Origin of the sequence: Nautilia profundicola AmH (genome assembly GCF_000021725.1) — a bacterium.
Taxonomy (GTDB): domain Bacteria; phylum Campylobacterota; class Campylobacteria; order Campylobacterales; family Nautiliaceae; genus Nautilia; species Nautilia profundicola.
The window spans coordinates 462,068-475,856 of the sequence record NC_012115.1 but is presented as its reverse complement, the minus strand read 5'-3'; the positions used below and the strand labels follow the sequence as shown (position 1 = coordinate 475,856).

At 30.7% G+C, this 13,789-nt stretch carries 13 protein-coding genes and 2 tRNA genes; 6 read left to right on the top strand and 9 right to left on the bottom strand.

The genetic code is table 11. The features are described 5' to 3' along the window. Nucleotides 1–85: 85 nt before the first annotated feature. The 3 genes from NAMH_RS02660 to NAMH_RS08950 all read right to left on the bottom strand — a co-directional run bounded on the left by NAMH_RS02660 (nucleotide 86) and on the right by NAMH_RS08950 (nucleotide 2,468). Nucleotides 86–161 (bottom strand) — tRNA-Phe (locus tag NAMH_RS02660). 5 nt (nucleotides 162–166) lie between these two features. After that, nucleotides 167–243 (bottom strand) — tRNA-Ile (locus NAMH_RS02655). Nucleotides 244–296: 53 nt separating this feature from the next. After that, complete coding sequence (locus NAMH_RS08950) at nucleotides 297–2,468, bottom strand: TIGR03545 family protein (protein ID WP_012663504.1); 2,172 nt, start codon at nucleotides 2,466–2,468, stop codon at nucleotides 297–299. A 71-nt stretch (nucleotides 2,469–2,539) separates the two neighbouring features. Between NAMH_RS08950 and NAMH_RS02645 the strand changes: the two genes are divergently transcribed. Then, nucleotides 2,540–2,962 carry a phosphoribosyltransferase gene (locus tag NAMH_RS02645; protein WP_015902076.1) on the top strand — a complete coding sequence of 141 codons (423 nt, stop codon included), beginning with the start codon at nucleotides 2,540–2,542 and terminating at the stop codon, nucleotides 2,960–2,962. Here the strand turns inward: NAMH_RS02645 and NAMH_RS02640 are convergent. After that, nucleotides 2,959–3,249 (bottom strand): DUF309 domain-containing protein, encoded by a 291-nt coding sequence (locus NAMH_RS02640; RefSeq protein ID WP_015902204.1) that lies wholly within the window; start codon nucleotides 3,247–3,249, stop codon nucleotides 2,959–2,961. The two genes, NAMH_RS02645 and NAMH_RS02640, sit on opposite strands and share 4 nt — an antisense overlap. Nucleotides 3,250–3,330: 81 nt before the next feature. On the opposite strand from NAMH_RS02640, the gene NAMH_RS02635 reads away from it, so the two are divergent. Beyond that, the gene (locus NAMH_RS02635) at nucleotides 3,331–4,056 is read left to right on the top strand and encodes a nucleoside phosphorylase-I family protein (protein ID WP_015902654.1); all 726 of its coding nucleotides are present in this window, start codon (nucleotides 3,331–3,333) and stop codon (nucleotides 4,054–4,056) included. 421 nt (nucleotides 4,057–4,477) lie between these two features. Here NAMH_RS02635 and NAMH_RS02630 read toward each other — a convergent pair whose 3' ends face one another. Further along, complete coding sequence (locus tag NAMH_RS02630) at nucleotides 4,478–8,368, bottom strand: hypothetical protein (RefSeq protein WP_012663637.1); 3,891 nt, start codon at nucleotides 8,366–8,368, stop codon at nucleotides 4,478–4,480. Between the two features lie 149 nt (nucleotides 8,369–8,517). Between NAMH_RS02630 and NAMH_RS02625 the strand changes: the two genes are divergently transcribed. The 4 genes from NAMH_RS02625 to NAMH_RS02610 all read left to right on the top strand — a co-directional run bounded on the left by NAMH_RS02625 (nucleotide 8,518) and on the right by NAMH_RS02610 (nucleotide 10,936). Next, nucleotides 8,518–9,435 carry an SPL family radical SAM protein gene (locus tag NAMH_RS02625; protein WP_015902104.1) on the top strand — a complete coding sequence of 306 codons (918 nt, stop codon included), beginning with the start codon at nucleotides 8,518–8,520 and terminating at the stop codon, nucleotides 9,433–9,435. A gap of 290 nt (nucleotides 9,436–9,725) precedes the next feature. Beyond that, nucleotides 9,726–10,361, top strand: coding sequence for an SDR family NAD(P)-dependent oxidoreductase (locus tag NAMH_RS02620; protein WP_015901918.1), 636 nt, complete (start codon nucleotides 9,726–9,728; stop codon nucleotides 10,359–10,361). Nucleotides 10,362–10,482: 121 nt separating this feature from the next. After that, a complete protein-coding gene (locus tag NAMH_RS09120) occupies nucleotides 10,483–10,668 on the top strand; it encodes a hypothetical protein (RefSeq protein ID WP_228368703.1) in 186 nt (61 codons plus the stop codon). Continuing rightward, nucleotides 10,661–10,936, top strand: coding sequence for a type II toxin-antitoxin system RelE/ParE family toxin (locus NAMH_RS02610; protein WP_015902511.1), 276 nt, complete (start codon nucleotides 10,661–10,663; stop codon nucleotides 10,934–10,936). Before NAMH_RS09120 ends, NAMH_RS02610 begins: the two co-directional genes overlap by 8 nt. On the opposite strand, the gene NAMH_RS02605 is transcribed toward NAMH_RS02610, so the two are convergent. The 4 genes from NAMH_RS02605 to rho are packed head-to-tail and all read right to left on the bottom strand — an operon-like array spanning nucleotide 10,927 to nucleotide 13,520. Next, nucleotides 10,927–11,184 (bottom strand): Txe/YoeB family addiction module toxin, encoded by a 258-nt coding sequence (locus NAMH_RS02605; protein ID WP_015901754.1) that lies wholly within the window; start codon nucleotides 11,182–11,184, stop codon nucleotides 10,927–10,929. The genes NAMH_RS02610 and NAMH_RS02605 overlap by 10 nt on opposite strands. Continuing rightward, nucleotides 11,184–11,429, bottom strand: coding sequence for a type II toxin-antitoxin system Phd/YefM family antitoxin (locus NAMH_RS02600; protein WP_015902045.1), 246 nt, complete (start codon nucleotides 11,427–11,429; stop codon nucleotides 11,184–11,186). The genes NAMH_RS02605 and NAMH_RS02600 overlap by 1 nt, the downstream gene beginning before the upstream one ends. Before the next feature lie 35 nt (nucleotides 11,430–11,464). Continuing rightward, the gene (gene murI / locus NAMH_RS02595) at nucleotides 11,465–12,202 is read right to left on the bottom strand and encodes a glutamate racemase (protein ID WP_012663797.1); all 738 of its coding nucleotides are present in this window, start codon (nucleotides 12,200–12,202) and stop codon (nucleotides 11,465–11,467) included. After that, the gene (gene rho / locus NAMH_RS02590; protein ID WP_015902786.1) at nucleotides 12,195–13,520 is read right to left on the bottom strand and encodes a transcription termination factor Rho; all 1,326 of its coding nucleotides are present in this window, start codon (nucleotides 13,518–13,520) and stop codon (nucleotides 12,195–12,197) included. The genes murI and rho overlap by 8 nt, the downstream gene beginning before the upstream one ends. Between the last annotated feature and the right edge of the window lie 269 nt (nucleotides 13,521–13,789).

The following is a 13,789-nucleotide window of genomic DNA, read 5'->3' as shown; positions in this document are numbered from 1 at the left end:
ATCATCAAGACAACTTCTTCTTTATCAGAATTTCAAGACAAACCAATATCTATAAGTGCCAGACACTTTCTAAGTAATTTTTAAGTGGTGCCCAGGGACGGAATCGAACCGCCGACACAGGGATTTTCAGTCCCTTGCTCTACCGACTGAGCTACCTGGGCATAAGTGGTGGACTCGGCAGGACTCGAACCTGCGACCAACCGGTTATGAGCCGGTTGCTCTAACCAACTGAGCTACGAGTCCACTTATGTGGACTGAAATTATAACTATTTTTAACTGCAATTTCAAGGGATTTTTTAAAATTTTATAAAATCCCCTATTCCTTTTTTTAGAAGCTGTTTGCTGAGCTGGTCTTTAGTATATTTATTTAAGCTGCTTTTTAATGAATCAATACTGTTTTCAAAAGAGCTAACATCATTAATAATATTGAATTTATTCGCATCAAAACCTGTTTTTGAAATTTCCTCTTTAATTTGTTCTTTTAAAATATCTTTCAATTTAGATTTTGCAATTTTAATTTGAGTATTCATTTCTTCTTTTAAATAATTAGCAAACAATTTATCAATATCAGAAGTTATTTTAATATTATATTTTTGATTGTTACCTTTAATTAAAATTTTTACATTAAGTTTTTTTAATTTCTGCACCACTTTTGCAATATATTTGTTTGATGCAAAAGTTATTTTTTCAGGTACTATATATACAGAAGTGACTATATTATAATATTCATTGTCTATATTACCATGAGAAAATACATTAATCTTAGGATTTAAAAGAACCAATTCTCCTGCATTAAGCTTATTGATAAAAATGTTCTTTACATTTAAATCCATCTCTGCTTTTTGTAAGTATTTGACTGTAAGCATGGCGGATTTAAAGTATTTCGAAACAGCTGAAATTGTAATAATTCCTTGTTTATTCAACAATATTTGATTAGAAGAAAGATTAACAACTTCGGTTTTTGCATCTATATCACTGCTTTTAGCACTTATAATACCTTTTTCCAAAACAAAATCAGGATATTTTATTTTATCTTTATAAGTAATATATGTACCTTTAGATCTAATATATTGATTGTTTTCTTTTGTTTCTTTTTTAAGATAAGGCTGAATTAATTTATAATATTTCAAAAATTTCTCGACATATTTCTTTACTTCAGGCTGCAGAAATGTTTGTGCAAATTCATAATATTTACCTTCTTTCAACATATCATATTTAGATGCAAGTCTTTTGTAATCGTTTTGTGAAGCTTTTTTTATTTCGTCTAAATCATTTAATATCTGTTTTTTAAGGACTACGAGTCTGTCTTTTTCATTTTTAATTTTATCTTTTAATAAACCGATATTTTTTTTAATCTCATCGACTTTGGCAAGTATTTTTTGTATATCATCAGGCGTTTTTATATTTTTACTTAATTTTTCAAGCTCTTTTATCTGATTTTTTATTTGATTAACACTATTTTTAGAATTTGCCAAATCTTTTTTTACCTGATTGGCTAAAACAACAAACTCTTCATAATCTTTTCTTAATTTTTCAATTTTTTGAAGTGATTCTAATTTATAACCTTTGATAAGATCTTCCGGCTTAGGAAGAGATACATTTATTTTTTTTAATATATTGGATTTATTATTTTGTGAAGAGGTATTGCTTGAGATAATGATTATATCTTTTATACTTTTTTCGGTATGGACATTAACAATATTCAGATATTCAATATCAAACTTTTTCCATAATAAATAATACCATGAAAGTTTTAAGTTAATTTTATCTGTCTTAATATCACCTACTTGAATATTATTTATATCAATTTGAGCATTGAATAACGAAGTGTTAATTTGTTCTATTTTCACAGGTTTGTGAAATATTTTAGAAAGGCTATATTCCGTGACTTTTTTTATAACCGGATCAAATAAAAGAGTAATTAGCAGGCCAATACCACCGAATATTATAAAAAATCCTAAAACACCGCTAATTCTTATAATCTTGGTTTTTTTCGAAAAATCAGGGATAATCCATTTTAAAGCAGGGTATTTTGAACAAAATCCAAACAATTTATTTCTATAAAACTCTATACTTTTGTTTAAAAAATAATATATCAAAACACCAAAAACAACTCCCCAAATTAAACCGCCCATTACTACGGTATTGTTATATCCGCTCCATCTCATTAACGGCAAATTATACAAAAATTCCCACAAAGGAGCTAAAAATGGTGTAGTTAATATGATATAACCCGTTTTTGCAAAAAACGGATCAAGAAAATAGCCTAATATTGAAAAAACTCCCCAACTCGCTAAAAAAAGTCCAAAAGGTATACGAATAGTAAACGCTATGAATAAAATAATAAGAGTAAATATATTAAAAAAAGGTAAAAAACCGCTTATTAATCCTAAAATAACTGCTAAAGTTATTAATTTTTCATTGCCCGCACTGTTTAATTCTTTAAAAAACTTAAAAACAAACCCCATTTCTCACCCTTTTTGTTATTATTTCGTTATTATAACTTAAATTAACCATAAAATTATTGCAAAGGAAAAATATGAAAGATTACACGTTCGAAGAATTTAAGCATGACTTACAAAACAACAACATAAAAAAGCCTGATGCTATTCTTGCTATTGCAAGAGGCGGTCTTACTTTTGCACATCATTTGGCCGAAAAAATGAATATGAGAGAAGTTTTTAGTATTAACGCTATCTCATATGATAAAGATAAAAAGCTTGATAGCATCAATATATTTAATATTCCTGATTTGAAAGACTATGAAAACATTTTAGTTGTAGACGATATAAGTGACAGTGGAGATACGTTTATAGAGGTGTTGAAAGTATTAAAAGAAACATATCCAAATAAAAATTTTCAAACTATAGCTATTTTTTATAAACCTACATCAAAATTCAAACCTGATATTTATTTCCACGAAACAAACGAATGGATAAATTTCTTCTGGGAAGTATATTAAAACGGCTTGTATTTTTCCGCAAATTCCGCCGTTTTTTTTATTTCTTCCGATAGTTCGTAAAATTTCCTGTATTTTTCAAAATTACCCCATACCATTTTATAAACTTCTTCTTTTCTTTTACGCTTTTTCAATTCCATTGCAACAGCGGCATTGATAAGACCTTTGTAAGCCCATTGAATTTCATCATCTGTCTTTCTAAGCTCCTGCCAAACTTCTTCAAGCACTTCATGAGCTTCAAAATATTGACCGTTGATTATATATTGCTTATACTTTTCAAATTCGTTCATTTTTTCCCTTTAAAAATTTATAATTTCGTAAAACTAATATAACTCTTATACATTTTATTATAATTTCAAAAAAGGCCTTTTATGCTAAATATCGTAACAGCTCTCAAAATAGAAGCCGAGCCTATTATAAAGCATTTTAAATTAAAGTCAAGAGACGGAATATATCAAAATGAAACCATAAACCTGATAATTACAGGACAGGGTAAAATCAAATCCGCAATAAATACAGCTCTTTTACTTTCAAAACATATTTATCCTACTTTGAACATCGGAATAGCCGGTAGCAGTGATTACGATGTAAATGAAGGCTTTTTTATACACAAAATCACCGATTCCGACACAGGATACAACTATTACCCGGATATTATTAATTCACAAACCGAAGAAATACACACAGTATCCAAAATCGGCAAATATTATAAACTTACAGATATGGAGGCAAGTGGTTTTTTTGAAGCGGCATATAAATTTCTAAACGTAAACGAAATAATCTTATACAAAATCGTCAGTGATACACCTTCTCATAAAGCAAACAAAAATGAAATACCGAAACTTATCAAATCACATCTTAATACAATTGAAAACCTGATAATGCAAACAGCAGAAAAAAACGATTTTTTTAATGAAATAAATAATGCCTTAACAGAAGCAAAAACTAAAATGCAACTTACAAAAACACAGGAAAACCAATTAAAACAGCTTCTTACACTTTATAAAATAAAAAACATTCCCTTCCCCGCTTTTAAAGAAATAAAGAAAAAAGAAGAAGTTAAAGAGTTTTTGAAATCGTTGAGTAAAAGTTATTGAGGTTATTAAGGTTGTTGAGGTTAATTAAAAGTTGTTAAAGTTAATTAAGGTTGTTAGGGTTTTACTTATTGGTGTATTGGTATATTAGTTATTAGATTTGTTATAGTTAATTAAGTTGTTGAAGTTTTTTTGTTGTTAAGGTTAGTTAAGTTATTAAAGTTGTTGATTTTTTGGAGCTATTAGTATCAGGCACCTTACGATTCTCACAACTCAAAACCTGGAACTCGGAAATCAGAATATTTTTTAATTTTTAATCTACCAACAACTACCCATTATCAACCATACACCATCAACTATTAACTAACTATCCACCTTTACCATCTATTACTCTCTATATACCCATCAACTATTTCTATACTCTTATTACTAAAAAGATTATAAACTAAAACCTATCATTTAATCTAAAATAAACCGGTAATAGTTACCAGTTTATTTTTTTAACCTGTGATTTAGAAACATTTACATCTGGTTTGCTCATATTCATTTCACTTGTTCTGTTTTCTTCACTAAACTGTGTATTATTTACCGCTTGAACTCCACCCCAAGCCGAACCGGATTTGAGAAAATCAAGTTTAATACAAGGATGAGTCAGGCAGTCCGTATTTGTACTGCTTGGATCCTGATAATCTTTGGCAAGAGGATGATACCAAAGCCATGAATTAATTTGTAAATGAACTTTTGCACTGTAAGGCAGCGCATGAGAGGTATGGAATACTACTTTTTCTTCCCCTCCGTTAATAACAGGGTTGTTAGTTACACTTACATAAGGGTTTATAGTACTATCTAACGTATGATTGAAATCTCCGTATGTTGTACTGTTGTGATCACTGTTTTTCACCCACCCTTGGGCATCACTCCAATACTGATATTCAAAAGTTGTATTTACATCACTGCTATATGCAGCTGAATTGGAGGTTTTGATTCTTCCGTATATAAAATGTACCTGCTTATTGGTCAAAATACCGCTTGTACCGTTAATATCATCTTCATCACTCATGTTTACTTCTGTTACATTAAAATCAAATCCGGCTACAGGAGTTGAATAATTTTTCTCAAAATTTATAGAAATATCAATATCCGCAACTCCGTTACTTACGAATTTCTCTTTTGTAAGCTGTAAAAGCATGTTATCAGTTTTTGAAATATTGTATTCACTTGTATTTGTTTCTTTGTAAATAAGTTTGGAACTGCCTAAATCAATAGTAGGCACTGTATGAGAAACATTGATTTCAAAATTTTTAGCATAACAAGTTCCTGTATAATTTTGTGTTGTGGTATTGTCTTCCGCTTTTGCATAAATTTTAAACAACAAATTACCAGACATATTCAAATCATTTGAAATATACGTAAAGTTGTTTCCTCCATTATTAAAACTTAAATTTTCTATACTGAAATGATGTGGTATAAATGTATATACCTGAGAGTTTTCAGTTATTAATCTTTGAGAATCATTTGTATCATCTGCATCTGGTAGTGCAAACTCACTTCCATTGACTTCTTTTAATGTAAGATTCAAATCTCCTACTTCATTATATTTAAGTGTGATATTAGCTTCACCGTTACTAAACTGAGCATTAGCAATTATATCCAACACTCCTCTGTTACAGCCTATTGAAGCATTTGTATCGTTATATTCAAATGTAGGAGAATTGCCTTCTACTGTCAATGTTTCATTATAATCAACAGTAGGATTTCCTAAATAATCAAGTGCCTGAACGGTTAAGTTAAATTCTCCGGCTTTTATTTTATTCGGTATTGCTGTTAATCTAAAACTGTTCGGTCTGATTGTAAAACTGTCTCTTGCAAGTGATGCTTTCGTTGGTAATCTTCCAAAAACACATTCCAAACATGTATTACTTGCATGCTGATCACCAAGATTACCGTTATCATCACTGTTTTGTCCATATTCACATTCAATCCCACATTCACAACTTTCATCATTTTGACCTGTAGGACAAATATTATTACCGCTTGAGGTACTTCCTGTACCACTATTTTGATTATTTGCATCTGTATACACTTCAGTCAACATTCCCCAGATACAGTTATAATCAGGCACACCCGCAAAACAACTACTACTTTCTACAATATTTCCGTAACTATCTACCAAATAAACGATTTTAAACGTACCTTCTTTTAAAGCTTTATCATATGTGATGTTAAATTCACCGTAATTAGGATCATTACCACTATCTCCCATAGAAACGTATCTTGAAACCAATTCAGGAGCGTTGTTTAATAAATTCAATTTTTCATTTTCCGTCATACTATGAAAATTATTAGCTGGAATTAAACTAACTTTTAAAATACCGCTATATTTTTCAACTGTAACATTATTATCTTCAACTTTTACAGTTCTTAAATTGAAATTTTTGTTTACTATTTGAGTATGTAATGCATTCACGCCCGTATCATCTGACGGTATAGTACCTTGATCTATATAATCCATATTTACTACATTAAATGTTCCAGTAACAGCACTATAAACATAGGCATTTGTATTAAAATCTACACATTTAGGTATTTCTAAAGCATTATTTTCATCAATAGTAATAAAATCAGTAGCAAAAGACGCTTTAAAATGAAAAACATCATCCAAATCCAAATAAGTAGTATTACTATCTACAACAAAACTACCGTTAAAATCAATAAACGCTTTATGCGCATCATCATTAAAACTTGTTGCAATGTCTATAGTCCCTCCGTCTGTAGCATTAGCATCTAATCCTAAGTGATAATCGCTTTCATTATTATCCGGTAAATATGTATATAAATCATCATTCGGTGCATCAGTTTGATGAACATAATCATTGTAACCAATATTTTTTATAAATGTAGATTCTGTTGTATAGTTAAAATCATTTGTTGTCATATACACTTTAACTTTTTTAGCAGTATCAATATCAGTATCGGTAGTACTACTTTTCATGTTTGCAATCCAAAGTTTTATGTTGTATTTTTTATTCGGATCAATATTCCCTACAAATTCACCGTTTTCAAAAACAGTATTATTTTCATCATCTGTAATTGTATCTATATAATAACATACACGCGGCTGATATAATTCTGTAGAAAACACTACAACACTTGGATTATAAGCATCCATAGAAGGATATTTATTATAATTCGGCGGTCCAGATTCTAAAGTTATGGTTACGTCATAATACAACTGTCCTGGGTTTTTATCTCTTAATTCCGTCATTATATCACTCACATTATTAAAAATGTCAATATCGATACCATTATTATTATACAACTTAGGAAATCTAACAATATCATCACTCAGTCTCGCATCAAATACGTTTTCAGGGTCAAAAACTTCTTGCCCATTATATATAAGTGTTTCATTCAATTCTTCATCATTTAATTTTGCCGTATCTGGACCATATCTATATTCCCCTTCAGCTGCAAAAAGCGCCATATATGTATTAATTTTTTGTCCAACTTTATTAGGTAAAACAAGATTATTTATATTTATATTAACAGCATCATCTCCATACTCATCATAAACTTTTTCAAATCCATAATAAACTGAGTTATTTCTCAATTTAGAATACGGATTATTGACATCTTCTTTATAAATCACAACTAAACTCCATGCACCATAATCACCATGATTTTCATCAAGTCCTTCCGTTGTAGCAATATTAGCAACAGTAATATTAATATCTGAGTTAGCAGAATATTGATATTGTTTTATAATATTTGTCACATCCGCCCATGCTGAATATCTTGCACCTTTTTCTTTATATGTTTCAGCATCATAATCAGTATGAACATGATAATCTACCTCATTGGCAACAATATCAACATAGTTATTATTATTAATTTTTAATTTAATTTTGTTTGCATCAGTTTTAGTTATATCATCATCTTTATAATCATCATTTTCATAACTATAAACTCTTCCATTATTATCTGTATATATATAAGAATAATTATTAATATGTCCTTGCCAAAACAAACCTGCCCATACAATCTCTTTATATGTTGAAGGTAATTTAATTACTGCACTACTTGAATTAAATGTAGAAGTATCGTTATCAATATCAATATATCTTGTAATATAATTATTGTCATTTTTATTAATATCATCTGTACATGCAAAATTTGTATAATTATTTTCCCAATCTTGTAAAGTGGCTGAAGTTTTTTCAGTTACACACATTACTGTATTACCTGTTATTTGTAAATTACCATATATATTTGTAGTTTCATCTGGATTTATTTTTGTAAAATCTTTATAATCACCATTATATGTAGTAGCATATAAGGTTAATACACTTAATAACATAAATATAATCTTCTTCATTTTCAATCCTTTATATTAAGCCTACTTTAATTATACATCTTTTTTATTTAAAAACCAAATATATAAATTTTTCAAATTAATAAATGTAAATATATTGTCATATTATTACCGCTGAAAAATATTTTGATACACTTTCAAAAAGGAAATACTTGGTCTGTTATATTGAAGAAAATATAATAAATCACCCGGTTACAAAACATATCATAGAAAAATTCAACCCTAAAATAATAAAAATAAATCACTACAAAGACATATTCAACCGCACACATCAGGATTTTAACTTCCAAAAAAATAAAAACGTTTTAATACTTGCAGAAAAAAAAGAGAAATTTTTATATAAAGGCAGCACTTTTTGCAACAGCAGAGGATATGAAAAGTTTTACTATTCCACCCAGATATTAGGATGTGTATACAACTGCGAATACTGCTACATAGGCGGAATGTATCCGTGCGGATATCCTGTAATATTTGTAAACGAAGATGATTTTATATCGGAAGCCGAAAAACTGAAAAACGCATATATCGCAATAAGCTACGAATCGGATCTTTTGGCATTTGAAGGAATATATCCGTTCCATTACAAATGGATAGAACTTGCAAGAAAAAGAAATGATCTTCTAATAGAAAGCCGTACCAAATCCGCAAACGTAGATAGACTCCCTGACAATCCTCCGCAAAATTTCCTGCTTGGATTTTCACTCTCGCCTGTTGAAATAAACAGATTTGAAAAAAAAGCCCCCTCACTTGAAAAACGAATAAAAGCCCTTAAACTTGCAATCACAAAAGGATACAACGTAGAAATAGCAATAGACCCTATAATCAAAACCGACAATTTTAAAGATGTATACAAAAATTTTATCGAATATTTAAAAAGCGAAATAGATCTTTGTAGCATAAACATAGAAATCGGAGCATTTAGAATGAATAAAGACTTTTTAAAAAAACTTCGTAAAATTCATTTAAGCGAAGTAGTGTGGCATCCGTATGAAATCAAACAGGGCGAAGCCAGATACGAGGATGAAAAAGAGATTGTTGAATATGTCCGAGGATTGATTGTTGATGATTGATAGTTCATGGTTAATAGTCAATGGTAAATTGCATATAGTGATAATTAAATAGTATCAATTTTTTTGAAATTACAGATTGTAAGTAAAATTAATAATCAAAAGTACGATAAATCATTATCATTACATTTCTAATACGACACAGTACACCAATATAATTTAAAACACTTAACATACACTTATCAAAGTGCCAGACACTAAAATAAGGGTAATTTTATGTATAATATTAATTAACAAAAAATCAATCGATAAGCACATTTACACTTAGTTATATTTTTAAATAAAGGAAATATATGAAAATACTTCTAACGGGTGCAAGCAGCGGGATAGGAAAAGCCATAAAAGAAACTCTCAGAGATTATGAAATAATAACACTTTGCAGAAATTGCGACGAAAAAATAGATTTCAATAATATAAACGTATTAAAAAATCTAAAAATTGATGACGTTTACGGAATAATACACAATTCCGGTATCGGTTATTTCGGACAGTTTGAGGATATCGGAACAGACAAAATCCAAGAGATGATAAACGTCAACTTTTTAGCTCCTATGATTCTGACAAAAAACCACTTAAAAGATATTAAAAAAAACAGAGGCTTTATAATAAACATCTCATCCACTTCGGCAATCCACCCGGCACGTCAGGGTGTCGTTTACGGCGCTACAAAAGCAGCTCTGAGGCATTTCGGCACATCGCTTTTTGAAGAGGTTAGAAAATCGGGAGTAAAAGTATGTACGATTCTGCCGGATATGACACTTACAAACTTTCATAAAAACACTTATTTCAAACCATCATCCGACGAACTCGCGCATATTAAACCGGAAGATATAGCCAAAATAGTAAAAGATATTATAGAAGCGCCTAAAAATATCGTAATGCACGAAGTGGTGATAAAACCTCAGATTTTTAAACTTGACAAAAAATAAAACACTCTACACAATACTCTAAAAAGTACTTTTAAAGGAACGATATGACTATCAGTGCGAACGAAGTAAAAAAAAGAGCCGTTTCGTTTTTTGATGAAATGCTTAAAAAAAATTCAATGAAATCGTAATTACATTCAGAGGTAAAAAGAAATTCGTAGTAATGGATATAAAAAGATATGAAGAGCTCAGAATGAAAGAGCTTGAACTGGCTTATAAAGAAGTAATGGAAGATTATAAAAACGGAGACTATAAAGTTTTAAGCGCAAAAGAGCATATCGAATCTTTAAAAGAAGAATTAGATGTTTAAATTAATTGAAACAAAAACATACAAAAGGAAACTTAAAAAGATTCTAAAAAAACACCCTGAAATTTTTAAAAAATATGAAAAAACAATATATTTATTAGAAGCAAATCCATTTCATCCGTCTCTCAGACTGCACAAACTAAAAGGTGAAATGCAGGAGTTTTATTTAGTTTCAATAGATATGAGCAACAGAATTATAATTGATTTTATCGTAATAGATGAACAAATATTTTTAATCGATATCGAAGAGCATGAAGAGGTTTATTGGTAATGATATCTGCATGCGATTATTATAACTTCGTCTTCATCAATCATATATATCAGTCTGTGTTCTTGATTTATTCTTCTTGAATAACATCCTGCAAAATCAAACTTCAATGCTTCAGGTTTGCCTAAACCTTCAAACGGATGTCTTTTAATGTCTTTAATCAGTTCGTTTATTTTTTTTACAATTTTTTTATCAATTTTCTGCCAATATAAATAATCTTCCCAACCTTCAGGTGTAAAAGCTATTTTCATTATATTTCTTTATAGATTTTTTTACCTGATTTCGCATTGTTTATGGATTTTTTAATCCACTCTCTGTTTGCCTGGTTTTTCATTAAATATTCGGTTTCTTTTAAAGAGTTGAATTCATCAAGAGAAATCATCACAACACTTTCTTTTCCTTTTCTGTGTATAATTACTTCATCATGATTAAAATAAACTTTTTCAAAAATTTCTTTAAGGTTATTTCTGGCTTCACTCATTGTTACTACTTCCATAGCCAATCCTTTACATAATTATGTACATAATTATATCACAAATTAAGCCACTCTTTTGCTTTGCTTCTTAGCTCTTCCGGATTGTCGCTTGCGAAGAGTTTAATGGAGGTGTCCGATTTTTCTTTTAAACCGTATTCGTTTTTGAGAAGTTCGACTATCGCCTGGCCGGAATGAATTAGTTTTGCGTTTGGGAAATGCTTTTTAAAACTTTTAGCCAAAAACGGATAATGGGTACATCCGAGTATCACGTAATCGATACTGCTTTTGTCTATATCCCCGAAATAAAGTTCAAACACCTCATCCACGATTTTACCCTCAGTAATCCCTTCTTCCACAAGAGGTACGAAAAGAGGCGTGGCTACTGAGATAATATTTTGATAACCTAAATCTAAAAGCATATTTTGATATTTATTGCTTTGAATGGTTCGTTTGGTGCCTGTTAAAAGTATATTTGATGTTTTAGCAGCATCTAAAGCCTTAACACCAGCTTCAATCACTCCGACTACAGGAAAACCCGCCTCACGTCTAAGCTCATCTATAGCAACGGAGCTTGCGGAATTACATGCTACAACTAAAAAGTCAATATCGAAATTTTTAAGAAATTCGAGGGCTTCGAGTGAGTATCTTATTATAGTGGACTCGTTTTTGTTTCCGTAAGGAACTCTTGCAGTATCGCCGAAATAGATAATTTCATCAAAAAGTTTGGATTTCAGCAGTTCGGAGGCAACACTCAAGCCCCCTATCCCGCTGTCAAAAACTCCGCATCTATTCATTGATAATACTTAAAAACTCCTGATTGTTTTTGGTTTTGAGCATTTTAGAATACATAAGTTTTAAAGCCTCAATTTCATCCATTTCTGAAATTATATTTCTAATAGCCCAAACTTTTGCAAGTTCTTCAGGAGTTAAAAGCAGCTCTTCTTTTCTTGTTCCCGATTTAAGCAGGTCAATCGCAGGATAAATTCTTCTGTCCGCAATTCTTCTGCTTAGTACCGCTTCCATATTACCCGTACCTTTGAATTCTTCAAAAATAACCTCATCCATTTTTGAACCTGTTTCAATAAGTGCTGTTGCTATGATCGTAAGGCTTCCGCCCTCTTCTATATTTCTCGCCGCACCGAAGAATCTTTTAGGTTTGTGAAGTGCGTTTGCATCAACACCACCGCTGAGCACCTTACCACTTGCCGGTGTTACGGTGTTGTATGCTCTTGCAAGCCTTGTGATTGAATCAAGCAAAATCACAACGTCTTTACCCATCTCCACCATTCTTTTTGCTTTCTCGATTACAAGCTCGGCAACTCTTACATGGTTTTGGGCGGGTTTATCGAATGTGGAAGAATAAACTTCGCCTTTTACACTTCTTTGCATATCGGTTACTTCTTCAGGTCTTTCATCTACAAGAAGTACCATCAGTTCGATTTCAGGATGATTATGTGTAATACCATGCGCTATTTCTTTTAAAAATACTGTCTTACCACTTCTTGGAGGCGCTACGATAAGTCCTCTTTGTCCTTTTCCGATAGGAGCGAAAAGATCAAGTACACGCCCTGTAAGTTTTGTCGGTTCGTATTCAAGTTTTATTTTTTCCTGAGGATATAGAGGTGTAAGGTTGTCAAAAAGAGGTCTTTTTTTAGCTTCTTCAGGTGGAAGATAGTTGATTGCCTCTATTTTTAAAAGCGCATAATACTTTTCCTGATCTTTAGGAGGTCTTACCTGACCGGTAACGATATCCCCTGTTCTTAGTGCAAATCTTCTGATTTGAGTCTGTGATACGTACACGTCGTTTAGGGAGTTTTCAAAGTTACCGCCTATACTTCTTAAAAATCCGTATCCGTCCGGCATTACTTCAAGTATTCCGGTAAAAAGCAGATATCCTCCCTGTGCTACCTGAGCCTTTAAAATTTCAAACATCAAATCCTGACGCTTAAATTCTTGAGGATTCTCAACTCCAAGTTCGTTTGCAATTTTAATAAGCTCTTCGGTAGGTTTGCTTCTCAAATCTTCAATCGTATACCCTTCGACAGGAATATGAGTTCTTTGTTTTTTATTACTATTACCGTTATTTGCGGTAGTTTGATTTTCGTTTTCCATAAATATCCTTGTAAGATTAATGTAGTAATTAGAAGTGTTTTGGTTTTGCGATTTTAATTAAAATGCTGAGTTTTGTCAAGTTACGGCAAGTTATCAAAGTTTTAGAGTTGTTAAGGTTTTTAAGGTTAGTTAGAAGTTAGTTATGTTTTGAAGTTAACTTTTGTAAATTAGTTATTGATATATTAGTAATTAGTGTATTTATATATTTGACACTTAGTTCTTCCTGAGTCCGGCATTATCTTAATTATCAAGTGGCAATTTTTAATTTT

Coding starts and splice junctions, on each gene's coding strand:
- NAMH_RS08950 (WP_012663504.1), bottom strand. CDS start 2,468: ATGGGGTTTGTTTTTAAGTTTTTTAAAGAATTAAACAGTGCGGGCAAT.
- NAMH_RS02645 (WP_015902076.1), top strand. CDS start 2,540: ATGAAAGATTACACGTTCGAAGAATTTAAGCATGACTTACAAAACAAC.
- NAMH_RS02640 (WP_015902204.1), bottom strand. CDS start 3,249: ATGAACGAATTTGAAAAGTATAAGCAATATATAATCAACGGTCAATAT.
- NAMH_RS02635 (WP_015902654.1), top strand. CDS start 3,331: ATGCTAAATATCGTAACAGCTCTCAAAATAGAAGCCGAGCCTATTATA.
- NAMH_RS02630 (WP_012663637.1), bottom strand. CDS start 8,368: ATGAAGAAGATTATATTTATGTTATTAAGTGTATTAACCTTATATGCT.
- NAMH_RS02620 (WP_015901918.1), top strand. CDS start 9,726: ATGAAAATACTTCTAACGGGTGCAAGCAGCGGGATAGGAAAAGCCATA.
- NAMH_RS02610 (WP_015902511.1), top strand. CDS start 10,661: ATGTTTAAATTAATTGAAACAAAAACATACAAAAGGAAACTTAAAAAG.
- NAMH_RS02605 (WP_015901754.1), bottom strand. CDS start 11,184: ATGAAAATAGCTTTTACACCTGAAGGTTGGGAAGATTATTTATATTGG.
- NAMH_RS02600 (WP_015902045.1), bottom strand. CDS start 11,429: ATGGAAGTAGTAACAATGAGTGAAGCCAGAAATAACCTTAAAGAAATT.
- murI (WP_012663797.1), bottom strand. CDS start 12,202: ATGAATAGATGCGGAGTTTTTGACAGCGGGATAGGGGGCTTGAGTGTT.
- rho (WP_015902786.1), bottom strand. CDS start 13,520: ATGGAAAACGAAAATCAAACTACCGCAAATAACGGTAATAGTAATAAA.